The sequence below is a fragment of the Pseudomonas sp. WS 5410 genome, from assembly GCF_012985645.1.
Lineage (GTDB): Bacteria > Pseudomonadota > Gammaproteobacteria > Pseudomonadales > Pseudomonadaceae > Aquipseudomonas > Aquipseudomonas shahriarae.
Map to the genome: position 1 here is coordinate 20,906 of NZ_JAAQWS010000026.1, position 19,608 is coordinate 40,513.

General features: G+C 58.8%; 34 protein-coding genes. 14 read left to right on the plus strand and 20 right to left on the minus strand.

All coding sequences use genetic code 11. The features are described 5' to 3' along the window. Positions 1 to 94 precede the first annotated feature (94 nt). From HBO24_RS26435 to HBO24_RS26530, 20 genes are all read right to left on the minus strand, one after another. Positions 95 to 421, minus strand: a complete 327-nt coding sequence (locus tag HBO24_RS26435) for an HNH endonuclease signature motif containing protein (RefSeq protein ID WP_170060651.1) — start codon at positions 419 to 421, stop codon at positions 95 to 97. A gap of 4 nt (positions 422 to 425) precedes the next feature. Beyond that, positions 426 to 602 (minus strand): hypothetical protein, encoded by a 177-nt coding sequence (locus tag HBO24_RS26440; RefSeq protein ID WP_169872355.1) that lies wholly within the window; start codon positions 600 to 602, stop codon positions 426 to 428. A gap of 54 nt (positions 603 to 656) precedes the next feature. Beyond that, positions 657 to 941 carry a phage holin family protein gene (locus HBO24_RS26445; RefSeq protein WP_170042724.1) on the minus strand — a complete coding sequence of 95 codons (285 nt, stop codon included), beginning with the start codon at positions 939 to 941 and terminating at the stop codon, positions 657 to 659. Continuing rightward, complete coding sequence (locus tag HBO24_RS26450; RefSeq protein ID WP_170042723.1) at positions 934 to 1,305, minus strand: putative holin; 372 nt, start codon at positions 1,303 to 1,305, stop codon at positions 934 to 936. The genes HBO24_RS26445 and HBO24_RS26450 overlap by 8 nt, the downstream gene beginning before the upstream one ends. A gap of 51 nt (positions 1,306 to 1,356) precedes the next feature. Then, the gene (locus HBO24_RS26455) at positions 1,357 to 1,866 is read right to left on the minus strand and encodes a hypothetical protein (protein WP_170060652.1); all 510 of its coding nucleotides are present in this window, start codon (positions 1,864 to 1,866) and stop codon (positions 1,357 to 1,359) included. Between the two features lie 330 nt (positions 1,867 to 2,196). Further along, the gene (locus tag HBO24_RS26460; protein WP_170060653.1) at positions 2,197 to 2,934 is read right to left on the minus strand and encodes a hypothetical protein; all 738 of its coding nucleotides are present in this window, start codon (positions 2,932 to 2,934) and stop codon (positions 2,197 to 2,199) included. 125 nt (positions 2,935 to 3,059) lie between these two features. Further along, positions 3,060 to 3,605 carry a hypothetical protein gene (locus HBO24_RS26465; protein WP_169899063.1) on the minus strand — a complete coding sequence of 182 codons (546 nt, stop codon included), beginning with the start codon at positions 3,603 to 3,605 and terminating at the stop codon, positions 3,060 to 3,062. Continuing rightward, the gene (locus HBO24_RS26470) at positions 3,602 to 3,901 is read right to left on the minus strand and encodes a hypothetical protein (RefSeq protein WP_170060654.1); all 300 of its coding nucleotides are present in this window, start codon (positions 3,899 to 3,901) and stop codon (positions 3,602 to 3,604) included. The genes HBO24_RS26465 and HBO24_RS26470 overlap by 4 nt, the downstream gene beginning before the upstream one ends. Before the next feature lie 168 nt (positions 3,902 to 4,069). Beyond that, positions 4,070 to 4,633, minus strand: a complete 564-nt coding sequence (locus HBO24_RS26475) for a hypothetical protein (protein WP_170060655.1) — start codon at positions 4,631 to 4,633, stop codon at positions 4,070 to 4,072. Further along, positions 4,620 to 6,056: a DnaB-like helicase C-terminal domain-containing protein gene (locus HBO24_RS26480; protein WP_170060656.1), complete on the minus strand. Its 1,437-nt coding sequence runs from the start codon at positions 6,054 to 6,056 to the stop codon at positions 4,620 to 4,622. The genes HBO24_RS26475 and HBO24_RS26480 overlap by 14 nt, the downstream gene beginning before the upstream one ends. Continuing rightward, on the minus strand, positions 6,053 to 6,874 hold the full coding sequence (locus tag HBO24_RS26485) for an ATP-binding protein (RefSeq protein ID WP_170060657.1): 822 nt from the start codon (positions 6,872 to 6,874) through the stop codon (positions 6,053 to 6,055). Before HBO24_RS26485 ends, HBO24_RS26480 begins: the two co-directional genes overlap by 4 nt. After that, positions 6,861 to 7,598, minus strand: coding sequence for a helix-turn-helix domain-containing protein (locus HBO24_RS26490; RefSeq protein WP_170060658.1), 738 nt, complete (start codon positions 7,596 to 7,598; stop codon positions 6,861 to 6,863). The genes HBO24_RS26485 and HBO24_RS26490 overlap by 14 nt, the downstream gene beginning before the upstream one ends. Further along, positions 7,595 to 7,831, minus strand: coding sequence for a hypothetical protein (locus HBO24_RS26495; protein ID WP_170060659.1), 237 nt, complete (start codon positions 7,829 to 7,831; stop codon positions 7,595 to 7,597). Before HBO24_RS26495 ends, HBO24_RS26490 begins: the two co-directional genes overlap by 4 nt. After that, a complete protein-coding gene (locus HBO24_RS26500; RefSeq protein ID WP_262381562.1) occupies positions 7,828 to 8,481 on the minus strand; it encodes a hypothetical protein in 654 nt (217 codons plus the stop codon). The genes HBO24_RS26495 and HBO24_RS26500 overlap by 4 nt, the downstream gene beginning before the upstream one ends. Then, on the minus strand, positions 8,478 to 9,215 hold the full coding sequence (locus HBO24_RS26505) for a Rha family transcriptional regulator (protein WP_262381563.1): 738 nt from the start codon (positions 9,213 to 9,215) through the stop codon (positions 8,478 to 8,480). Before HBO24_RS26505 ends, HBO24_RS26500 begins: the two co-directional genes overlap by 4 nt. Next, positions 9,212 to 9,718, minus strand: a complete 507-nt coding sequence (locus tag HBO24_RS26510) for a hypothetical protein (protein ID WP_170060660.1) — start codon at positions 9,716 to 9,718, stop codon at positions 9,212 to 9,214. The genes HBO24_RS26505 and HBO24_RS26510 overlap by 4 nt, the downstream gene beginning before the upstream one ends. After that, complete coding sequence (locus HBO24_RS26515; RefSeq protein WP_262381564.1) at positions 9,715 to 9,960, minus strand: hypothetical protein; 246 nt, start codon at positions 9,958 to 9,960, stop codon at positions 9,715 to 9,717. The genes HBO24_RS26510 and HBO24_RS26515 overlap by 4 nt, the downstream gene beginning before the upstream one ends. Continuing rightward, positions 9,957 to 10,250, minus strand: coding sequence for a hypothetical protein (locus tag HBO24_RS26520; RefSeq protein ID WP_170060661.1), 294 nt, complete (start codon positions 10,248 to 10,250; stop codon positions 9,957 to 9,959). The genes HBO24_RS26515 and HBO24_RS26520 overlap by 4 nt, the downstream gene beginning before the upstream one ends. Beyond that, a complete protein-coding gene (locus tag HBO24_RS26525; RefSeq protein ID WP_170060662.1) occupies positions 10,247 to 10,549 on the minus strand; it encodes a hypothetical protein in 303 nt (100 codons plus the stop codon). The genes HBO24_RS26520 and HBO24_RS26525 overlap by 4 nt, the downstream gene beginning before the upstream one ends. 145 nt (positions 10,550 to 10,694) lie before the next feature. Next, positions 10,695 to 10,988, minus strand: coding sequence for a YdaS family helix-turn-helix protein (locus HBO24_RS26530; RefSeq protein ID WP_170060663.1), 294 nt, complete (start codon positions 10,986 to 10,988; stop codon positions 10,695 to 10,697). Positions 10,989 to 11,071: 83 nt separating this feature from the next. Between HBO24_RS26530 and HBO24_RS26535 the strand changes: the two genes are divergently transcribed. The 14 genes from HBO24_RS26535 (at position 11,072) to mutS (ending at position 19,608) form a co-directional block, all read left to right on the plus strand. Next, a complete protein-coding gene (locus HBO24_RS26535) occupies positions 11,072 to 11,791 on the plus strand; it encodes a helix-turn-helix transcriptional regulator (RefSeq protein WP_170060681.1) in 720 nt (239 codons plus the stop codon). A 133-nt stretch (positions 11,792 to 11,924) separates the two neighbouring features. Continuing rightward, positions 11,925 to 12,305, plus strand: a complete 381-nt coding sequence (locus tag HBO24_RS26540) for a LuxR C-terminal-related transcriptional regulator (RefSeq protein WP_170060664.1) — start codon at positions 11,925 to 11,927, stop codon at positions 12,303 to 12,305. A 90-nt stretch (positions 12,306 to 12,395) separates the two neighbouring features. Continuing rightward, the gene (locus HBO24_RS26545) at positions 12,396 to 12,833 is read left to right on the plus strand and encodes a TerB family tellurite resistance protein (RefSeq protein ID WP_122822414.1); all 438 of its coding nucleotides are present in this window, start codon (positions 12,396 to 12,398) and stop codon (positions 12,831 to 12,833) included. Positions 12,834 to 12,835: 2 nt separating this feature from the next. Further along, a complete protein-coding gene (locus tag HBO24_RS26550; RefSeq protein WP_170060665.1) occupies positions 12,836 to 13,006 on the plus strand; it encodes a hypothetical protein in 171 nt (56 codons plus the stop codon). A 49-nt stretch (positions 13,007 to 13,055) separates the two neighbouring features. After that, positions 13,056 to 13,361, plus strand: coding sequence for a carbon storage regulator CsrA (gene csrA, locus HBO24_RS26555; RefSeq protein WP_170060666.1), 306 nt, complete (start codon positions 13,056 to 13,058; stop codon positions 13,359 to 13,361). Next, positions 13,348 to 14,004, plus strand: a complete 657-nt coding sequence (locus tag HBO24_RS26560; protein ID WP_170060667.1) for a hypothetical protein — start codon at positions 13,348 to 13,350, stop codon at positions 14,002 to 14,004. Before csrA ends, HBO24_RS26560 begins: the two co-directional genes overlap by 14 nt. Next, complete coding sequence (locus tag HBO24_RS26565; RefSeq protein WP_170060668.1) at positions 13,992 to 14,273, plus strand: hypothetical protein; 282 nt, start codon at positions 13,992 to 13,994, stop codon at positions 14,271 to 14,273. Before HBO24_RS26560 ends, HBO24_RS26565 begins: the two co-directional genes overlap by 13 nt. Next, complete coding sequence (locus HBO24_RS26570; protein WP_170060669.1) at positions 14,270 to 14,437, plus strand: hypothetical protein; 168 nt, start codon at positions 14,270 to 14,272, stop codon at positions 14,435 to 14,437. The genes HBO24_RS26565 and HBO24_RS26570 overlap by 4 nt, the downstream gene beginning before the upstream one ends. Positions 14,438 to 14,507: 70 nt before the next feature. Beyond that, entirely contained in the window at positions 14,508 to 14,939 is a 432-nt protein-coding gene (locus HBO24_RS26575) for an HNH endonuclease signature motif containing protein (protein WP_157255579.1), read from the plus strand. Beyond that, the gene (locus HBO24_RS26580; protein ID WP_057712001.1) at positions 14,936 to 15,184 is read left to right on the plus strand and encodes a hypothetical protein; all 249 of its coding nucleotides are present in this window, start codon (positions 14,936 to 14,938) and stop codon (positions 15,182 to 15,184) included. Before HBO24_RS26575 ends, HBO24_RS26580 begins: the two co-directional genes overlap by 4 nt. Positions 15,185 to 15,251: 67 nt before the next feature. Further along, positions 15,252 to 15,446, plus strand: a complete 195-nt coding sequence (locus HBO24_RS26585; RefSeq protein ID WP_010564156.1) for a DUF4224 domain-containing protein — start codon at positions 15,252 to 15,254, stop codon at positions 15,444 to 15,446. A gap of 11 nt (positions 15,447 to 15,457) precedes the next feature. After that, entirely contained in the window at positions 15,458 to 16,456 is a 999-nt protein-coding gene (locus HBO24_RS26590) for a tyrosine-type recombinase/integrase (RefSeq protein ID WP_170060670.1), read from the plus strand. Next, a complete protein-coding gene (locus HBO24_RS26595) occupies positions 16,457 to 16,993 on the plus strand; it encodes a hypothetical protein (RefSeq protein WP_010564154.1) in 537 nt (178 codons plus the stop codon). A gap of 35 nt (positions 16,994 to 17,028) precedes the next feature. After that, positions 17,029 to 19,608: a DNA mismatch repair protein MutS gene (gene mutS, locus HBO24_RS26600; protein ID WP_170060671.1), complete on the plus strand. Its 2,580-nt coding sequence runs from the start codon at positions 17,029 to 17,031 to the stop codon at positions 19,606 to 19,608.

A 19,608-nucleotide genomic window follows, 5' to 3' on the forward strand; every position in this document is an offset into this window, starting at 1 on the left:
CGGTCCTATACAGCGGATTCCCGAACTTTTGACCCTCCCCCTAGGGGCATTGGCGTGCCACACCGAAACGGCGCTGAATTCGTGAGAAACATTCTCACTTCGACGACTTCTGGCGATTCCAGTGATGGTTCGGGTCGATAGGCAGGCCATTGACGTCACACCCAACCACAACGCCGGACTTCTCCTCTCGCTGCTTCGCGCTGTCATGGCAAAGCTTGCAGAGGCTCTGCAGGTTGGTCGCATCGAAGAACAGCGTGACGTCACCACGGTGGGGCTTGATGTGGTCAGCGATGTTGGCAGCTACCACGCGGCCCTGCGAGGTGCAGCGGCGGCACAGTGGCTCTGCTTGGAGCTGAGCCCACCTGAGCCGATACCATTCCTTGGTCTTGTACAGGTGGTGCCAGGGTGATGTGCTCGCCACCGGCTTAAGCCTCTGCTGCGATCTTGATCATTGCCATGAGCGCACCAATAAGCGCCTTGTCGGAACGTGTAGCGATAGCGATCACCTCGGCTTCAGCCTTGAGGACCTCGGCTTGCTCGTCTGCCGACATCTCGGTGACCATGCCCTTCATCTGGTAGTACTCAGCACTGACTGTGCTCATGGGTTGTTCCTCGTTGCGCGCCACGATTTGGCGCATTCGAAAACGTGGCGCGGATTAATCCATCCTGAGGATGCGTGCGACATTCCCTCGGGCGCGATAGACCAGCACCACCAGAACGATCAGAACCATCAATAAGAACGGGGATACGGCCGGCACCGGCTTGGCGAACATTACCGATAGCGTGATCAGCAACGACTCGCACCCAGTGCCTACGGCAAGCAGGTAGGCCAGCCACGACACACCGGCACGGTAGCGCGCACCATCACGGCGATAGACCGCGATGCGGTAGCAGATCGCGCCGCACAGAGCGGCAGCGATCAAAGTCCAGGGATCAACCATTGCGACCTCCAAAGCGGTCAGCGATGAATCGCAACCAGCCAGGCGTCTTGCCGCCCTGCACCCACTCCAACAGGCTGATGCACACCACCACGCAGAACAAGGCGCCGAAGAAGGCCACTAGGCCTGAGGTGTTCGCCCAGTTGCGGCCCATCACCTCACTCGACACGTAGTAGCCCAGCACCCAAGAGGCCAGGAAGTAACCAAGCCTCGACAGCGCCGTCAGTTCTCTGGCGAACACCACGAAGAACATCGCGCCCGCAAAGGCGCCCACAACTGCATTCACATCAATGCCAGGGATAAAGCTTGCGGTAGTCACACCAACAGCAGCCGTCACCGCCAGCGCACCGGTACTCGGTTCGGCCATCGTTGGTACTCCATGTTTGTTGTTCTCCCGGTTAGGGAGTGAAGGAATGGATTAGCGGCCGAGTGGATTCAGCGCCGCGACCAGCAGGGCGTGCCCCTTGAACAGGTCAACGTGCGCCAGGCTGGTCAGCTTACTGTCGGCGAAAGAGTGGCCGTTCAGTAGCCGGTCCAGCTCTTCCAGTGACTCCTTGAGCTGTATAGCCTTCTTCAGCACCGTTTCGTCGTACTCGGCACGAACCTTGGTCACGATAGCGCTGACCTGCTCGTAATGAAGGCCTGCACCACACGGACCCACCTTTCGGGAGAACCATTCGTCAGGCGTGTAAACGGAACCAAAAACCATCCCGTCAGCGTGATAGAACTCGCTGTCGGTGATGCCGAACAATCCGATGTTCGAAACCCGAGTAACCTGGGTCGCGTCGATAAGTCTGCCGGTCAAGCGCAGGAACTCTGCGGGAGCGCTCTCTGACAGCGCCCTCAGTGCGCGCCATAGGCGGTCAATGCTCGCACCAATGACTGCATCGGCCACAGCCCGGGTACCACGATCTACTTGCTCCGACATTTGCTGTGCTCCAGAAACGACGAAGGCCCGCCGACATGGCGAGCCTTGGAATGGGTGCAGGTGGCAGGAGCTGATTTCCTGCTTTCAGTCATGGCCAAAGGCTTGACTACAGCGCTTCATTCGCCGCGCATCCAATGCGCATTCATCTGCATAACGTGCGTGTCTTCCCACGCTGCCCGCTTGAGCCAGCCCCAATAGCACAAGAATGAGCTGCTCATGCTGCCGGTGTTCTTCCGTAACGCGTGACTACCGGCTATACCGCGTCCAGGCCCGCCCGAAGGCCCACCCTGGCTATGGCTTCACGCAACAAAGTTTGTCAGTAGGCGAAGGCTATGCAGAAAGCTGCCTCTCGCCCTTTTCGAGATTTTCAACAGCCCAAAGTGGCTGGAGATTTGATAGCCGATTGACGGCTTTAGGATCGGTCACTCCTGACCTGATCAGCTCGGAAAGTGGCTTCACGTGATCAACGTGCCACTTTCCGTGGTTAGCCCAGGTCATTCCTGGCTTGAACAGGCCTTCAATATGGGCGCGGAACTCGTTGGGTAGATAGCCACACAACTCAAAGGCTTTAGCTGGTCGCCCCGCCTTGGTAGCCCTGACCATTCGCTTGACAATATCCCTGATCAGTTCAGATCGCCTGAAGTCGGGATCTGACGAATAGCGCGCCTTCCTGCGACTCGAAAGGTAGTGGCGATTGCTCGCCTGCCACTTCGCGCCATAAATTGCGATAGCAGCTTTGTTTTCTACGTAATACTTGGCGGCAGTCTTTGCAATTGATGCTTTGTTCTGCTGCCGTCGCGCAGTAATTTTTTCTTTGCTCTTAAGGTAGTGGGCGGCTTTCTCTGCCGCGACCAGGCCAGGATTATCAGCCTTCCGCTTGCGGCTACGCTCGGCAGTAGCGGATGGATTCTCCTGATAACTCCTGCTGGCGCGCTCAATAGTGCATGTCACACAACCGCCACTTTTCGTGTATCGGTCCACTACATGCCCGGCGCGACAAGCCTCACCCGTGAAATAGAACTTCAGCCCGAGAACCTTAGCGTCTACACGGCTAATAGGCTCTTTCATGGGGAAATCCAAATCGTGGGCAATAAAAAACCCGGCTCAAATATGGCCGGGCTTTCTCTGTTTGGGCGTCATCCTGTGATGCACCAAACCGCAGGTTCGAAATCTACGCGGTCACTCGGTCACTGTCAAGCAACCTGCTGAAGCAAAAGACCGCGCTCCTCGAGCAGCACCTCAACGGCTATGTGCGCCGCACTCACCTGGTCATCCAGCCAGCGCTTGGTGATCGAGCGCCAGCGGCGCAGCGTCCTTTCCGGCGTACCCTCAGCATCCCAACTGTGCAGCACATAGAACGACCCCGGTAGTCCGTTCCGCCTCTCCGGAACCATCCAGGCCATAACGCACTTGGTCTTGAAAAGTTGGTGGGCGGGACTGACAACCCTGGGTGTGAGATACGCGGCGGCGATCCTCACCTCATTCTGGTTGATCGAATACTTGCCCACCAGCGCCTGCCACTGGATCTCCGGTAGTGCCCGCTTGATGGTCGCTCGGGTCATTGAATCCTGAGTCAGCCGCTCCTCCGGGGATAGATCATCGCTTACCGACCCTCCGGGCAACTCATCATCGAAGGTGGCTTTGTACTTGCGCTGCCATGAGGCCTTTTTTGTGCCGTCGTGGATCTCGATAGACATCACCCGACTGATGCAGTGTGCAGCATCGCGATAGACAGTCATGCAGCCCTCCGAATGCGGCGTGGTGGTGGGTTGTCGTCAAGGCCAAGCAGGTTGCGCAACAGCTTGTCGGCCGATTTGCTCTTGGCGTTCCCCTCTGCAACCCAGCGCTTGCAGTAATCCCCAAACTCGATATTGACCCGGGTTGCGCGCCAACTGGCGACCATATCCAAGAGGCAGGCCATAGCTGCGGCGCCGCCAACCTTCTCCTGGGCCAGCCCCTCGCCGGCGATCTTCAAGAACTTGCGCTCATGTTCCTGCAGGCTTTTGCGCGGCAATGCCGCCGTCACGTTACTCATTTGCGGCACTCCCGAGGCTTTTACAAACCTCCAGTATGGTTAATTGTCGAATGTGACAGCAGCCCATGCAGGCCGTGGGTTGTGGGCGATTATGTGAATCTCCGAATCTAACGCCTGTCTGCTCTGCGCCAGCGCTTTGGCCGATCCGGTCTAACACTTTCGGGCCGGTCATAACGTTGCACTCCGCACCTGCAGATATTCGTTTGGCTTCATGCCGTTGCGAGCCTGGGAGGAGATAGCGTGGCTCCAGGATCGATATGCCTCCTCGGGCGAATCTCCAACACCGGCCCACGGGTGTTCCTTCGAGTAGCACCAGAACGTGCCACTGCGGCCAGTGATCCGCGCCTTCGGTAGTCGCCCAGTGAACCCGACCTTGTGCCGCGCCAGCCAGCACTCGACCGCCGGCCAGATGATCTCTTGCTCGGGCTTGGAGAAGTCGCCCTTTCCTCCGTTGCTGTAGACCTCAGCCAGGCCGTAGTCCTGATTTGCCACCCACAGGACAAAGCCGCTGGGCGTGTGGATCAACTTGTAACCCTTCATCGCCCAAGCCCAATCCTCGGGATAGTCGCGGATCGACTCGGCGATGCGTTCGGCTTCGGGGTGCCGAGGAACTTCAATAATCTTCATGCCGGGCTCTAGCGTGAAAGCCTCACCACGCAGCGCTGCTGCATGGGCCTTCTCGATCTCTGGCTTCCGCCCCAATAAACGATCAATCAGATTAAAACTTCTCATCGTTCCTCCTCCCCTTGTACTTGCTGGCGAGTGGGCGGCCCATCTCGACCTCTTCCTCTGATGGATACGGGTTGCCGATAAGCTCAACAAACCGGTGATAGGCGCCCTGGTGCTGCACGCGGCATGAGCCCGTGGGCCCGTGCCTGTTCTTGTCGACGATCAGCTCTGTGACGCCAGCCTTTCCGGCGTCGGATTCACCATCGCGATGCACCAGGATCACCACGTCAGCGTCGGCCTCGATCTGCCCGGAGTCGCGCAGGTCGCTTTTGGTTGGGCGCTTGTTGGGGCGATTACTCGGGCCTCGGTTGAGCTGGGCCAGCACCACGACAGGCACGCCCAGTTCCTTCGCCAGTCGCTTCAGGCCCTTGCTGATCTCGGTGACCGTCTCGTATCGGCTCGACGACTTGTTTTCGCCGTTGACCAGGCCGATGTAATCCAGGGCGACGAACGCCAGCCCATGCTCGCGTTTCACTGTCCGGCAGATCTGACGAATATCCCGCAGGGTAAGCGACGAGTCATCACACATGATCAGTGGGGAATCCTGCAGCTTGTTCACTGCCATGGTCAGCCCCGGCCATTCGGCCTCGGTCATCGAGTGGCCTTCGCTGATGTGCTTAAGTTGCACGCTACCGACCGATGCCAGAGACCTGTTGGTCAGCTCCACATCCGTCATTTCCAGCGAAAACACCAGAGCCGGCTCCTTCTTGACCAGGGCAACACGTTCGGCGAAGCCTAGGCCCAGAGTGGTCTTGCCGCTGCCGGGCGTGCCAGCGACCACCACGACGTGGCCCGGGCAAATACCCGGAATGAACTCATCAAGCGACGGCAAGCCGGTATCGAACCCAAGGCTTGCCGTCCGATTGAATCGGCGGTCAATACCGTCGATTGCCTCGTTCAAAATGTCCTTAACGAATCGGTACCGGCGGCGCGAATCGAGCCCTTCCGCCTCAAGCGACACCCACGCCTGCTGGCCCTGGCTCATCACCTCGTCAAGCGGTTCACCGTCAATCAGACGCTGACTCATGATTCTTGCGGCAGCGATAACCCGGCGGGCAACTGAGCGCTGCTTGACGACTCGGGCGTATTCGTCAAAGTTCGCGGCGCTCGGTGTGTTCTGCACCAGCAGCCCCACAACGGCCACAGAGCTCTGCCGATCCGCAAGAAAGGGGCGAGCCTCGCAGATGGTCACAACGTCCACTGCGCGGCCTTTGGAGCGTAGTCCCAGCACGACCTCGAACAACTCGGCACAGGCAGGATGGTGAAAGTCCGCAACGGACAGCTTCCCCCCGGCTTCATCGATCAGGTCGGATTGCTGGATCATGCTGCCGATCAGGGCGTATTCAGCCTCATGACTGTAGAGCGCCGAGTCGGGAACCTGGTGGTAGGGCGATGGAGACTCGTGAATTTCAGGGTAATCCATCATGCCAAGCCTCCCGACCGCGCCGACTTCCAGGTGAACGGCGCCAGCAGGCCCTCATTTTCGCGAAGGCGATCAGCAGCCCGTGGCCCGATGAAGGTGTGCAGATCCTCCGGCTTCTGATTGCTGATCAGGATTGTGGGCTTGATCAACTGGTAGCGGCGGTCGATCACCTCGTGCAACAGGCCGGGCGTGAAGTCCTTCCCAGGCTTCGCGGTGTGCATACCCACCTCATCGATCACCAGCAGGTCGACAGATGCCAGCTCGTTGATCAAATCCGTCTTCGATGGCCCTGAGTTGCTGCGGAAGCTGTCAGTCACAGCCTGGGTGATCGACTCGGCGGTGACGATCAGTCCGGTGCTGCCGTCGTGGCGGACAATGCACTGCAGGATTGCGCAGGCCAGATGCGTTTTGCCGGTACCGATTTCGCCCATCAGCATCAGCGCGCGGCCGGCGTCACGGTGCTCATCGAACTTATCAGCGTACTTACGGCAGATGCTCAGTGCGCGCTGCTTGGCCTTGTCGTCGCCCGTGACGTAGCTGCTAAGGCTGCACTTGCGAAAGCGCGGAGTGATGCCGGTGGCCATGAGGTCGCTGTTGAGGCGCTCAGCTTCGACCTGAGCCACGGCCTGCAAATGCTCCTCGCGATCCTTGGGCGTGTTGTACAGCGCTTGCCAGCGGCAGGCCGGGCAGGTGTTGAGCTTCCACGATCCGTCGAACTGCTCCACCAGCGACTGCTTGAACGCGTTGTGCCCAGGAGTACCGCAGGACCTTTCGCGGGTATCAGCCAGCTCAGGCGCCAGGATGAATTTAGAAACGGTCATTGGGGTAGTCCTCCTGACGGTGGGTTGGCACGCTGAGGACGGCGCTCTGGCTGGAGTGTTGCGTGGTGCCATATGCGGGCTTAAGTTCATCAGTCCAGCGCTCACCGTTCAGCCAGGTCGACGCCATAGGCACGTACTGGCCGTCATCCTTCGTCCAGTCGCGGGAAAGGCGGTGACTGCCCAGGGCCGTCATCAGGGTTTGGCGAAGTTCGTCGTTTGGCTTGAGCTTCTCCCATGCCTTGCGAGCGTCCTTCTTCGACTTCTTGTTCGGGTACAGCTTCCAGAACACTTCGAAGGCTTCGGCCAATTCCACTTCCGATGTGCACAAGGTTTTAGGTTCCTTGACTGGTTCAGAAGAGTGACTGGTTCTGGGGGCAGCTCCTGCCCCACCCCCTGGGTTATCTCCTGCCCCAGGTGGGTTATCTGCTGCCCCACCCCCTAGGTCAGGAGCTGACCTACCATCAAGCGACAAATGGAAAACGTTAGACTGATTCATCTCGCCCTTTCGGCGGTATTCCCGGCGAAGAAAGCCAGCCTTTTCCAGCTCGCGAATATGCACCTTCACAGTGGAGCGTCCGATCTCGCACTGATCGGCAATATGCTGATACGACGGCCAGCACTCGCCCTGATCGCTGGCGTTGTCGGCCAGCTTGACCAGAACCAGCTTGCGCAACGGGTTTCCGACCTTGGTTTTCATGGCCTTAACCATCAGATCCATACTCATATGTCCAGCTCCCGCGTAATCCGGGCAATGAACGCGTCATAGCTCTCGGTCATAACCACGCCGCGATCCTCTAGGGCGCCGCGCGAGGCCTTTGCCATGGCGTAGACCTCCCAGCGGTCGCGATCGGGCAGGTGACGGCAATTGGAGTAGTTGGGCCAGGGGCCGGCGACTACTTCGCCAGTAGTGGTGGTAACTACCGGGATTCCGGTAGTTGATTCCAGGGGAGTAGTCATTGCGCCTTCCCTCCAGCGACAACCCTCAAGGTCGGTGGGATTTTCGGACCAAATGGCGCGCCAGGTGCGAACGGATCAGGCAACAGGTCGCGCGGACACTCCTTGAGGAAGTCCGCAAAGGCCAGGTGACAAGCATTGAACAGTGGAGTGTCGTTCCACTCTTGCTTGCGGCGAGCGGCGCTCTCCTCGATCGCGTGGGCAAACACCAGATCCGAGACCGAAGTGCTCCCATCCACCCTTACCTTCTCACGCTCGACGATGTTGACCTCCAGCAGGTCGCACAGGCGGTCAAAGCCCAGACCGTCCGTGAGCCCTTCGGTATCCAGCATCAACGAGCGGCCAAAGCCAGCCAGCACTTTGCGCAAGTCGTCAAACTGCTCCTTGCGATGCTGGCTTGATTGCTCCCGGAGCTCGTAGATTTTGTTTGCCGTGAAGGGAAGGTGATGGCGCAACTTGCCCGCTTCGCGGCGAAACGCCCGCCTCTCCGACCTAATAGCGTCGAAACGCTCGCCGAAAACCCGGCAGATACGGCGAGTGGTTATGAGGCTGGTGCTCATGCTGGCACCGGGCTTTTGTGCTATGCGGACAAGTTCACGCACCAGGCTGAAGCCCGCGGGTAACTGCTCGGTACTGCTGTGTCGTGCGTTCATGCGGAAGTCCTCTGGCGCAGCTTGAAGCGGCCTTGCTGAATATCGGGATGGGTGGCTCGCTCAGCGGTCACCAACGTGCACTCGGTGACGAAGCGGTCGAAGCGGCGGGTGATATCGGCCTTTGGCCAGATGGCGTACGGCTGCGCGCCGTCGTCAGCGTGATTGCTGCGCACCATGGCGAACGGCAGCGGCGCACCGGGGATGTCGCGCATCACTGCATTGATCACCCAGGGCGGAATGCCGTGACGAAGGTTGATGCGCTCACGGATCGTGGTCATCGACTCAAAGCCGGCGGGCCTTGAGTCGAGGTAGCGAACCTGCTCGACGTTGGCCACCCGGGTTTCTATCCGCTCCAGCGCCACCTGCTGTTCCCGCTGCTGGCGCTCGACAGCCACCAGGTGGTTCGCGTTGGCGGCGGTGATCTCGGCCTGGGTCATCGGGCGAGAAGCCTTCTCTTCCAGGTCGTGAAGGCGCCGAATTACTTTGTGCCGCAACGGGATGCTGTAGCCGGTGATCAGCGTTTCGGTCAGCTCGCGGTCGAGGTGGTATTCGATCTGCTCCCGATTCATGCTGTCCAAATAGATGCCCCCAAAACTGGGGATATCTTTTTTCAGCTCGGCGAGCATGTTTTCAATGTCGCGCTTGACGTGGTCGTGACGCTTTTCGGTCAGCTCGGCAATTTCACGCGAGGACATGGTGACGGCATCGCCGCCTTGGAATTTGGCGATGGTCATTGGCTCACCTTCGAGTTGATAGCTGCATGGAAAGCTTCGTCTGTACGCTCTAGGTCTTCATTCGCCAGCTGGACAAAGGAGCGCATGGGAATTTCGTCAAAGCTTGATCCCAGCCTCTCAGCAGCGGATTCAAGCCAGTAACTGATCTCACTGATGAATCCGGTACGCTGACCTTCCAGAGACCGCTTTTCCTCGTCAGTAGTAGCTACTTTGGCCTCCATGGAATCGAGTACGCTTTTCAGGCTGCTGCTGCCCAGCCTGCAAGGGTTCTCGCGCTCGTCGCGCAGGTACTTCAGGAACATGCGCCCAACCACGCGCCCTACTTCGATGCCGCCGAAGAAGCCACCAGCGAGTGGAACATCCCAGTTCGAGCAGCGCTCGCTATGATCCTTGCCAACAAATGGCAGGCGATCCCAGGCGTGTTTGCCTTCTGGCTTCGACCGAAGGCAAACTCGCTTACTTTTGGGGAGTGGACGCTTGGATTTAGGGATGGAGATCTTCATTGCGGAATCTCCAAATCGGTTGCTAGTCGGCAGAAGTCGCGGTGCGATGCTGCCGCGATGAGCAAGATGGCCCGATGAATTCCTTCTTCGCCTCGCACATCGATCTGGGCTTCGTTGTCGTCTGAGGAGTGCCTCTTGCATCCACCATTGGCAATCAATACCTCGGCGAGAATTTGGATGGTCCCGAGCGAGACTTCGAGGCGCTCCGCTACTTCGGTGTACATGCTCATTGAAGTATTCATGGCTGAACCTCCAGATTCCGCGCCACGTTTTCAGATTGCGCAGAACGTGGCGCAGGGCAAAGGGCCGCGATTTTTTTGAACTGCTCAAACGCGGTGTCAAGGGTGGCGCCGCCGGAGTCGTCGAAATGCTTCACGAGTTCGGTAAGGATCGGCACATCAGCGCCGCCGCCAGTATCAACGTCGCGAGCGATGGCGCGAGCGATGGCCGCAACCCAATTGCAGATGTCAATGTGCGCGAGGAGTTGGAATTCAGCCTCTTCGATCAGGTCCTTGATTGTCTGGGCGGTCACAGGACACCGCCTTGGGCATAAGCCCCGTTGCGGCGTAGCAAGTCGCGGCAAGCCTCGCCATCGTCGGACGGTTTCGAGCAGATGATGGCGAGACCAGCAGCAAGCCCGTCGATCACGCTGGCTGGCAGCAGTTCCGTCTCGACCTCAATGGCATGAGCCTTACGCAAAAGTGTTGCCAATGCCCAGACGAATGCACCAGCTTCCTGCATGTCTTGTGAGCAGTTGCTCAGCTCACCTTCGTAGCTGATGTGTTGCTGCTCTTGCGCTACTGATTGTTTGTTGCTATTTTTCATTTGCATTGTTTTTGCCCTTCGATAGACAAAGTGATGCCAAAGCCACCTGGTGGAACAGGTAGCAACTAAGAAGCTCAGCTCAGGCTGGGCTTTTTTGTGGGCGGTCGAAAAGCTCAGCCGCTCAGCAAAAATAGGGAGGCGCTGCGGGGGTTCATGGGGATGCCTGCGCAGTACTGGATGAATGAACAGATGGCTTGCCAGACTGATCGGTGACCGGCATCTGGGGCATCATTTGGTTCAAGGTTGGCGGCGCTTCTGGGTATAGGTCAGGGCGGAGTTCGTGACGATTGACACCGGTTGCGCTTTCAATCAAAACGACGTGTCGAGCAGGAACACCGCGAACCTTCCAATAAGAAACCGCCATCGGCGTCACGCCTGCCAATTTCGCAAGCTCAACAGCTGATCCCGCAGCGGCAATCGCTCGCTCAAGCGGAGAATGATTCATAGGCGCACCGATGCATGGTTATAAACGTAAATCAACAATACGTTTATTTAATAAACGCCGCAACCCCGGTAAACTTTCCGTTTATGAATACTCAACATTCCGGTAGCCGCCTAAAAGATGAGCTCCATCGTCAAGGGATAGCGCAGGCTGAATTTGCGAAATCCATAGGCGTAAGTGCTCAAACGCTTAACAATTGGTTCGTCCGAGGGGTGCCCGGGCGCTGGCTCATCCCTGCCGCCAACATTCTCAAAATCAGCATCACCTGGCTGAACGTGGGCGAAGGGCCGCGCTATCTGTCCGAGATGGGCGAAGGGGGCATAGGCTTGCAGCGCTTGAGCTTATGGGACGAAGAGACCCCGCTGGAAGATGATGAGGTAGAGGTCCCTTTTTTGCAGGAGGTCGAGCTGGCAGCCGGTGCTGGTCGGTTCTCAATTGAGGAAAGCTTCGACTCCAGCCTTCGCTTCAGCAAGAAGAACCTCAGGGAAAACGGGGTTCAGTTCGACCAGGCCAGATGCGTTACCGTGCGCGGCAATAGCATGTCTCCTGTTCTCCGCGATGGAGCTACCGTTGGGGTCAACATCGGGCGGCGAGGCGTCGGTGAGCTTGCAGATGGTGAGATGTATGCCATAAATCACAATGGCCAGCTTCGTATCAAACAGGTATACCGTTTGCCCACGGGCATCAGGCTTCGAAGCTTCAACCGAGAAGAACACCCGGACGAGGAGTACACATTTCAGCAGATGCAGGATCAGGAAATTAGCATTCTGGGTCACGTGTTTTGGTGGGCCATGTACGCTAAATAGCCCCCCCCTCCTCCAAGCCCGCTACTTGCGGGCTTTTTTGCGCCCTCAGAAAATCAATAAACAAAAATGTTGATTTACCTATAAACATATTGTTTACTTCTCTCCATTGCATCCCCGCATGGAGCCTCACGACATGACCAACAACACACTCACCGCCGGCAACTGGCAGGGCAACCTCAAGATGGGTCTAGCTCCTCGCGAGCTTGAAGCCACACTGTGGGCTGCCGCCGATCTGACGGTAAAAGAGATTGGTCGCGTCATGGGCATCAGCCCGAACACCGCTGAGAAACGCCTCGACTCTGCTCGCTTCAAGCTGGGCGCCAAGACAATGCGTGGCCTGGTAATGGAAGCGTTCAAGCGCCAGATCATCAGCCCATTGATTGTACTGCTGTGTATGGTGCTGACCGTCCAGCAAGCCAACACCGAACAGTTCGGCCGCATCCGCCGCCCAGGCGAACGCCGCGTTGAGACTCGCGTGGCAGTGCGTCGCATCGAGACCGCACTCACCGCTTAACCAAACCTGATTTTTGCGAAAGCCAACAACGCGGCCGGGATTCGCTCGGCCTCGAAAAAGATTCACCCCACCCAAGAAGAGGAAACACCCATGTTCGGTAAATTGTTTGGCAAGAAATCCGGCGAAGCGCGTCAGGCCCTGGCCGTTATGACCAACCGCGATCTGATGCAGGCCTCCGTCTACGGCGTGTTCTACGTCGCTTCGGCTGATGGTGACATCGAAAAGGAAGAGCTCGAAAAAATCGAGAAACTGATCAACAACTCGGCGGCGCTCAAGGGCTTCGGCGCTGAGCTGAGCAACACCATCGATCGCGCAAAGGCCGACTTCAACGACGGCGGCCCGCGCATCATCCGCCAGAACGCTGAAAAAGAACTGAAGGATCTGGCGCACAGCGTCGACGACGCCGCGACAGTCCTGAACTTCATGCTGACCGTTGCCGAGGCTGACGGCGAGATCGAGCCCGCCGAGATGGTGGTGCTCGAGAAGGCCGCCAAGATCATGAACCTCAACCTGAAAGACTACCTGTAACCGTGCTGGCCAAGCTCGGCACCAAGGCGCGTTCACTGGCGGCCTACGGGCTCGCTGGTGGCGTTGTCTTCGTCGACTCGGCCAGCCGCATCCTCTCGATGGTGGGCGACCTCGTGTTAGTCGCCCTCCTCTTGATGGTGCTGATGATCGGAAAGAAACCAAGCCGCGATTAAAGCGATGGGGTGGTGATCAGCACCACCCCGCACTCAAGGAGATTTACCCATGTTGATACTCACCCGACGCCAAGGCGAAGTAATTCGAATCGGCGACGACATCAGCGTCACGGTACTCGGCGTTAACGGCCAGCAGGTACGCCTGGGCATCAACGCACCGAAAGGCGTGCCAGTAGATCGCGAAGAGATTGCAATCCGTAAGGCATCCGAGATGCCCAAGCCAGTTGCCGTGCCTGCCGCTGATGAACCGCTGTATGCCAATCGCACCGAGGCCGAATGGCGCGAACTGCTGGCGGCCGAACAAGCGGCAAAATCCAAGCCATCCACGGAGGCCGGCAACCATGCAAGCAACTGATCGAATCACCCTGGTGCTGCGCGCCAAAGAAGGCGAAACCCTGGAGCAAGTCCTGCCGTTCGTGCAGCTCGGTGCGCCAGTGTCCATCGGTCGTGGTCTGGCGGTGATCGCCGGCGCCAGCGACGAAGACCTGCAGGCAGTGCTCGGCCAGGAGCGCGACGACCGCACTATCCAGTGCAACCTGCACCAGGAAGCCATGGGCGCGCCTGCACACCTCGCCGCCCACGCCAAGGAAATGTTCGACCTTCTGCATCGTATCAACGTCAAGGTCGGTGGACTGAATGCCGTTCTTGGCCATGGCGGCGAGCCATCCGAGCAGATGTGGGACGAGCACAACGAAGCTATGGATGCGATATGGGATCTGCTCGACAAAGTGAAGTCTGCCGAGGTCTTCGGGGCGCCGAGTTCAACTACCGGAATTCCGGTAGATACCGATTCGATGCACATCGACGACCGCGTGAAGATGGCAGCGAACGCCAAGCGTTACGAATGGCTGCGCGACCGGAACCGCGTCACCGATATCGATACCGCGCTGTGCGTTGCGCGTGATGACACCGTGTTCTTCGGCCACGACCTAGACATGAACGTCGACGATGAAATGCGCCTGGCCCGCCTGGAGGAGTTGCACACATGCGCCGACTGATCGCAATCTCCCTGCTGCTGATCGTCGGCCACGCCGCCGCCGGCGAGCAGTTGATCGACGTACAGCACGACAGCGTGCGCGGCGTCACCTGCTGGATCGTGAACAACACCGGGATCAGTTGCCTGCCGGACAGCTCGCTCCTACAGGCGCCCGCCAGCGCCGCCACCGACGAAAGCCCGGCGGCGCGGGCCTCTCTGGCAGCTTCCATGTGCCAAAACGAGCAATTGACTGCCACCCCGCCCACACAGCAAAAGGGGCTCCAGCTGTGAGCTGTCGCAACGGGACAAAGGGCCAGCGCCTGATCGAGCTGTTCAACGCCCTGCAGCGCCGAGAAACCACATTCGGCCAGATCTACGCGATGTCGGCATCGTGCGGCATCGATGCCCGCCGGGTGCTGGCTGACCATTTTCAGCGAGGTCATGGTCGTGCGTAAGGATGGGATCGGCCGTAGATGGACAGAGCAAGAAGTTGCCCTGTTAACCGAGCTCTATCCTCTGACGCCCATGCCCGAGATAGAAGCGAAGGTGGGCAAGACTGCCGGCCAGATCAAGAACAAGGCCACAAACCTCGGACTAAGGCGAGACCAATCGATCCTGGGGGCAACTCGCTTCAAGCCCGGCCAAGAATCCTATAACCGGATCGAGGTCGGTGAGCGCAGGGACGACGGGCGAAACATAAGGATCAAGCTCCCGTGTGGGGCATGGGTTCTTGAGCACCGCTGGGTTTGGGAGCAGGCCCACGGCCCGATTCCCGACAAGTGCGTTGTGGCTGCACGGGATGGAAACAGACGTAACACCGACTTGGCCAACCTTATGCTCGTGACGAAGGACAGGCATTGGAGGCGCAACCAAATACGCAAATACCCCGCTGAGTTGCAGGACGTGATCCTGGCCCAGCAAGACCTCAAGAGAGCAATACGGGAGAAGAAATCATGAAGAACAAACTGAGCGACCTGCGGGACCACCTTTTTGCGCAGCTTGAGGCAGTGCGTGAAGCCTCCGATGAGGACTTGGCCAAGGAGGTATCGCGCGCGCAATCCGTATCCGACATCAGCCGCGTATTGATCGAAAGCGCCAAGGTTGAGATCGACTATTTCCGCCACATAGGCGGCGAGAACAGCGCAAGCAGCTTCATTGAGTCGAAGCCGGCGCTGCCTCCAGGAAAGGTTACGCGCCAATGATCACGAAGAAAGCCGCGACACCACCAACGGATAACGAAAACGTGTCGCGACACGAACGGAGGTAGGTATGTTTCTGACAGCAGAGGAAGTTGCCGACCTGACTGGCTATAAGAAGCCAGGGGCACAGATAAAGTGGCTGACCGCCGAACGCTACGGGTTCGCGGTAGGCGGTGATGGTCACCCGAAGGTGCTGCGCCAGGTTGTCATTGGTCGGCTGGGTGGTATTCAATCAAGGAAGGGGCCGGAGCTTCGGCTGGGTTGAGGTGAAGATCGATGCGTCCGCGCAAGAAGGACCGGCACCTGCCGGCGTGCATGTACCAGAAGCATGGCGCTTATTACCTGGTCCGAAAGGGCAAGTGGAAGCGCCTGGGCACCGACTTTCAGGCATCCCTGGCAGAGTACGCCAAGTTGCTGGACAAAGGCACCCAGGGTGGAATGCCCAAGCTGATCGACGATGCGCTCGAGCATATGCGTACCAGAACGAAGCCACCACTTAAGCCGAATACGCTCAAACAGTACGAGGCTGCGTGCGAACGCCTGAAGGAAAACTTCGCCGATTTCGAGCCCCGTGAGGTGCTTCAGCGACACGTCGTCGCACTCAAGCTACACATGGCAGACACGCCGAATATGGCCAATCGGATTATCTCGGTCCTGCGTGCCGTATTTAACTACGCATTGGAACAGCAGATCGTCGACTCCAACCCCTGCACCGGCGTTCGTCGACACCAAGAACACCGGCGCGATCGGTACATCACCCACGGTGAGTTCCAGGCGATCTGCGCCAACTCAAGCGACAACATGCGGGTTATTTACGAGATGTGCTACCTGACCGGGCAGCGCATTGGTGACGTTCTGGCGATCCGACTTGCCGACATCAGCGCTGACGGGATCTCGTTTAAGCAGGAAAAGACCAATGCCAGACTGCTGGTGCAGATGACACCAGACCTGGAGGCTCTGATCGCCCGGGTCAAGGCGCTACCACGGAAGATCCGAGGCCTCACACTATTCTGCTCCCCACGCGGCGGCAAACCGGTGCACTACAGCTCGGTAAAGGATGCCTTCGCCATCAGTTGCAGGAAGGCCGGCGTTGATGACGCAAGCCTTCACGACCTGCGCGCCAAATCCCTTTCCGATACCGACGACCAGGGCAACGATGCGCAAAAACTGGGCGGACACACTGACGCCAAAATGACGCAGCGATATCTGCGCCTACGCAAAGTCAACGTCGGACTGCCGCCGACAATGCCAAAGACGAAAGAGGCCGAACAGTAAATGGAAGCTTTACCGAAGTGCGTTTACTTCAAACACGGCAGCTACTACCTCGTTAAGCAAGGCAAGTGGCACTTTCTGACCAAGGATGTCGACCAGATCAGCAACCAGTTGCAACTCAGGTTCGGGTTCGCAGATGGAAAAGTCCCCCACGGGTGGAAGGAGCCAATGGCGCGATCAGCCCTGGAGACTCACCTGCTTTCCGTTCTTGGTAGAGCCAGGCAAAACGCCAAAGGCCGAAAGATCAAAGAGTTTGAGATCGACCAGGACTACGTGCTCGGCCTACTGAAAGAGTGCGGCTACCGATGTTCCGTCACCAACACGCCGTTCTCGCTCGAGGTCATTTCTCACGACGGACGCAAGCCATTCGCCCCAAGTATCGACCGGATAGACAGCGCAGCCGGGTACGTCGAGGGCAACTGCAGGATCGTCTGCCTGGCTGCAAATATTGCGATGAACACATGGGGAGACAGCATCCTCCTGACCATGCTCAAATACGCCCGCAAACGCCCGAGTATTGGACAACGTCAAATACTCTAATACTTTCAATTAGATAAGCGCACGTAAGTTATTGAATGGAAAGCCTTTCTAGCCACACCCCGATGATGCAGCAGTACTGGCGCCTGAAAAACCAGCACCCTGATCAGTTGATGTTCTATCGCATGGGCGACTTCTACGAGATCTTCTATGAAGACGCGAAGAAGGCCGCCAAGCTGCTGGATATCACCCTGACCGCGCGCGGGCAGTCGGCTGGGCAGGCGATTCCGATGTGCGGGATTCCTTATCATTCGTTGGAAGGTTATCTGGCCAAGCTGGTCAAGCTCGGTGAGTCGGTGGTGATCTGTGAGCAGATCGGCGACCCGGCGACCAGCAAGGGGCCGGTGGAGCGTCAGGTGGTGCGCATCATTACCCCGGGGACGGTGAGTGATGAGGCGCTGTTGGATGAGCGGCGGGACAACCTGATCGCGGCGGTGCTGGGGGACGAGCGGTTGTTCGGCCTGGCGGTGCTGGATATCACCAGTGGCAACTTCACGGTCCTGGAAATCAAGGGCTGGGAGAACCTGCTGGCGGAGTTGGAGCGCATCAATCCGGTGGAGCTGATGATCCCGGATGATTGGCCAAAGGATCTGCCGGCGGAAAAACGCCGTGGGGCCAAGCGCCGTGCGCCGTGGGATTTTGAGCGCGATTCGGCGCTGAAAAGTCTGTGCCAGCAATTCTCCGTACAGGATCTGAAGGGTTTTGGTTGCGAGACCCTGACCCTGGCCATCGGCGCCGCCGGTTGCCTGCTCAATTACGCCAAGGAAACCCAGCGCACCGCCCTGCCGCATTTGCGCAGCCTGCGCCATGAGCGCCTGGACGATACGGTGGTGCTCGATGGCGCCAGCCGGCGCAATCTGGAGCTGGACACCAACCTGGCCGGCGGGCGCGACAATACCCTGCAGTCGGTGGTCGACCGTTGCCAGACCGCCATGGGCAGCCGTCTGCTGACCCGTTGGCTGAACCGTCCGCTGCGCGACTTGACCGTATTGCAGGCGCGCCAGTCGTCCATTACCTGCCTGCTGGACGGCTACCGCTTTGAAAAGCTGCAACCGCAGCTCAAGGAAATCGGTGATATCGAGCGGATTCTTGCGCGGATCGGCCTGCGTAACGCCCGCCCGCGTGACCTGGCGCGCCTGCGTGACGCGCTGGGCGTGCTGCCCGAGTTGCAACAGGCGATGACCGAACTGGACGCGCCGCACCTGCAACAACTTGCTGTCACGGCCGGCACCTACCCGGAACTGGCTGCGCTGCTGGAAAAAGCCATTATCGACAACCCGCCCGCGATCATCCGCGACGGCGGCGTGCTGAAGACCGGTTACGACAGCGAGCTGGATGAGCTGCAAGCCTTGAGCGAGAACGCCGGGCAGTTCCTGATCGACCTGGAAGCCCGCGAAAAAGCCCGCACCGGCCTGGCCAACCTGAAAGTCGGCTACAACCGTGTGCACGGCTACTTTATTGAGTTGCCAAGCAAGCAGGCCGAGCAGGCACCTATTGATTACCAGCGTCGCCAGACCCTTAAAGGTGCCGAGCGCTTTATCACCCCTGAGCTCAAAGAATTCGAAGACAAGGCGCTGTCGGCCAAGAGCCGCGCCCTGGCCCGGGAAAAGATGCTCTATGAAGCCCTGCTCGAAGACCTGATCGGCAAGCTGGCACCGCTGCAGGACACCGCTGCGGCCCTGGCCGAGCTGGATGTGTTGAGCAACCTTGCCGAGCGCGCCCTGAACCTTGACCTGAACTGCCCGCGTTTTGTCAGCGAGCCGTGCATGCGCATCGTCCAGGGTCGCCACCCGGTGGTGGAGCAAGTGCTGACCACGCCGTTCGTGGCCAACGATCTGTCGCTAGACGACGATACCCGCATGCTGGTGATCACCGGTCCGAACATGGGCGGTAAATCCACCTACATGCGCCAGACCGCCTTGATCGTGCTGCTGGCGCATATCGGCAGCTTTGTGCCGGCGGCCAGTTGCGAGCTGTCCCTGGTGGACCGCATCTTCACCCGGATCGGTTCCAGCGATGACCTGGCCGGTGGCCGTTCGACCTTTATGGTGGAAATGAGCGAAACCGCCAATATCCTGCACAACGCCAGCGACCGCAGCCTGGTGCTGATGGACGAAGTGGGGCGCGGCACCAGTACCTTCGACGGCCTGTCCCTGGCCTGGGCCGCTGCCGAGCGCCTGGCCCACCTGCGGGCCTACACGCTGTTCGCCACCCACTATTTCGAACTGACCGTGCTGCCGGAAAGCGAGCCGTTGGTGGCTAACGTGCATCTCAATGCCACCGAGCACAACGAGCGCATCGTGTTCCTGCATCATGTGCTGCCAGGGCCTGCCAGCCAGAGTTACGGCCTGGCCGTGGCCCAGTTGGCCGGTGTGCCGAACGATGTGATCCTGCGCGCCCGCGAGCACCTCAGCCGCCTGGAAACCACCGCCCTGCCCCACGAAACCGTGGTTGCAAGCCCAGCCAAGGCCACCAGCAAACCGGGTGTGCCCATGCAGAGCGATATGTTCGCCAGCCTGCCCCACCCGGTACTGGATGAGTTGGCAAAGCTTGACCTGGACGACTTGACTCCACGAAAAGCGTTGGAATTGCTCTATGCACTGAAGACACGGGTCTAA

Excerpts from the sequence above, each read along its gene's own strand:
- HBO24_RS26440 (WP_169872355.1), bottom strand. The coding sequence starts at position 602 with ATGAGCACAGTCAGTGCTGAGTACTACCAGATGAAGGGCATGGTCACC.
- HBO24_RS26445 (WP_170042724.1), bottom strand. The coding sequence starts at position 941 with ATGGTTGATCCCTGGACTTTGATCGCTGCCGCTCTGTGCGGCGCGATC.
- HBO24_RS26450 (WP_170042723.1), bottom strand. The coding sequence starts at position 1,305 with ATGGCCGAACCGAGTACCGGTGCGCTGGCGGTGACGGCTGCTGTTGGT.
- HBO24_RS26455 (WP_170060652.1), bottom strand. The coding sequence starts at position 1,866 with ATGTCGGAGCAAGTAGATCGTGGTACCCGGGCTGTGGCCGATGCAGTC.
- HBO24_RS26460 (WP_170060653.1), bottom strand. The coding sequence starts at position 2,934 with ATGAAAGAGCCTATTAGCCGTGTAGACGCTAAGGTTCTCGGGCTGAAG.
- HBO24_RS26465 (WP_169899063.1), bottom strand. The coding sequence starts at position 3,605 with ATGACTGTCTATCGCGATGCTGCACACTGCATCAGTCGGGTGATGTCT.
- HBO24_RS26470 (WP_170060654.1), bottom strand. The coding sequence starts at position 3,901 with ATGAGTAACGTGACGGCGGCATTGCCGCGCAAAAGCCTGCAGGAACAT.
- HBO24_RS26475 (WP_170060655.1), bottom strand. The coding sequence starts at position 4,633 with ATGAGAAGTTTTAATCTGATTGATCGTTTATTGGGGCGGAAGCCAGAG.
- HBO24_RS26480 (WP_170060656.1), bottom strand. The coding sequence starts at position 6,056 with ATGATGGATTACCCTGAAATTCACGAGTCTCCATCGCCCTACCACCAG.
- HBO24_RS26485 (WP_170060657.1), bottom strand. The coding sequence starts at position 6,874 with ATGACCGTTTCTAAATTCATCCTGGCGCCTGAGCTGGCTGATACCCGC.
- HBO24_RS26490 (WP_170060658.1), bottom strand. The coding sequence starts at position 7,598 with ATGAGTATGGATCTGATGGTTAAGGCCATGAAAACCAAGGTCGGAAAC.
- HBO24_RS26495 (WP_170060659.1), bottom strand. The coding sequence starts at position 7,831 with ATGACTACTCCCCTGGAATCAACTACCGGAATCCCGGTAGTTACCACC.
- HBO24_RS26500 (WP_262381562.1), bottom strand. The coding sequence starts at position 8,481 with ATGAACGCACGACACAGCAGTACCGAGCAGTTACCCGCGGGCTTCAGC.
- HBO24_RS26505 (WP_262381563.1), bottom strand. The coding sequence starts at position 9,215 with ATGACCATCGCCAAATTCCAAGGCGGCGATGCCGTCACCATGTCCTCG.
- HBO24_RS26510 (WP_170060660.1), bottom strand. The coding sequence starts at position 9,718 with ATGAAGATCTCCATCCCTAAATCCAAGCGTCCACTCCCCAAAAGTAAG.
- HBO24_RS26515 (WP_262381564.1), bottom strand. The coding sequence starts at position 9,960 with ATGAATACTTCAATGAGCATGTACACCGAAGTAGCGGAGCGCCTCGAA.
- HBO24_RS26525 (WP_170060662.1), bottom strand. The coding sequence starts at position 10,549 with ATGCAAATGAAAAATAGCAACAAACAATCAGTAGCGCAAGAGCAGCAA.
- HBO24_RS26530 (WP_170060663.1), bottom strand. The coding sequence starts at position 10,988 with ATGAATCATTCTCCGCTTGAGCGAGCGATTGCCGCTGCGGGATCAGCT.
- HBO24_RS26535 (WP_170060681.1), top strand. The coding sequence starts at position 11,072 with ATGAATACTCAACATTCCGGTAGCCGCCTAAAAGATGAGCTCCATCGT.
- HBO24_RS26540 (WP_170060664.1), top strand. The coding sequence starts at position 11,925 with ATGACCAACAACACACTCACCGCCGGCAACTGGCAGGGCAACCTCAAG.
- HBO24_RS26545 (WP_122822414.1), top strand. The coding sequence starts at position 12,396 with ATGTTCGGTAAATTGTTTGGCAAGAAATCCGGCGAAGCGCGTCAGGCC.
- csrA (WP_170060666.1), top strand. The coding sequence starts at position 13,056 with ATGTTGATACTCACCCGACGCCAAGGCGAAGTAATTCGAATCGGCGAC.
- HBO24_RS26560 (WP_170060667.1), top strand. The coding sequence starts at position 13,348 with ATGCAAGCAACTGATCGAATCACCCTGGTGCTGCGCGCCAAAGAAGGC.
- HBO24_RS26565 (WP_170060668.1), top strand. The coding sequence starts at position 13,992 with ATGCGCCGACTGATCGCAATCTCCCTGCTGCTGATCGTCGGCCACGCC.
- HBO24_RS26575 (WP_157255579.1), top strand. The coding sequence starts at position 14,508 with ATGCCCGAGATAGAAGCGAAGGTGGGCAAGACTGCCGGCCAGATCAAG.
- HBO24_RS26580 (WP_057712001.1), top strand. The coding sequence starts at position 14,936 with ATGAAGAACAAACTGAGCGACCTGCGGGACCACCTTTTTGCGCAGCTT.
- HBO24_RS26585 (WP_010564156.1), top strand. The coding sequence starts at position 15,252 with ATGTTTCTGACAGCAGAGGAAGTTGCCGACCTGACTGGCTATAAGAAG.
- HBO24_RS26590 (WP_170060670.1), top strand. The coding sequence starts at position 15,458 with ATGCGTCCGCGCAAGAAGGACCGGCACCTGCCGGCGTGCATGTACCAG.
- HBO24_RS26595 (WP_010564154.1), top strand. The coding sequence starts at position 16,457 with ATGGAAGCTTTACCGAAGTGCGTTTACTTCAAACACGGCAGCTACTAC.
- mutS (WP_170060671.1), top strand. The coding sequence starts at position 17,029 with ATGGAAAGCCTTTCTAGCCACACCCCGATGATGCAGCAGTACTGGCGC.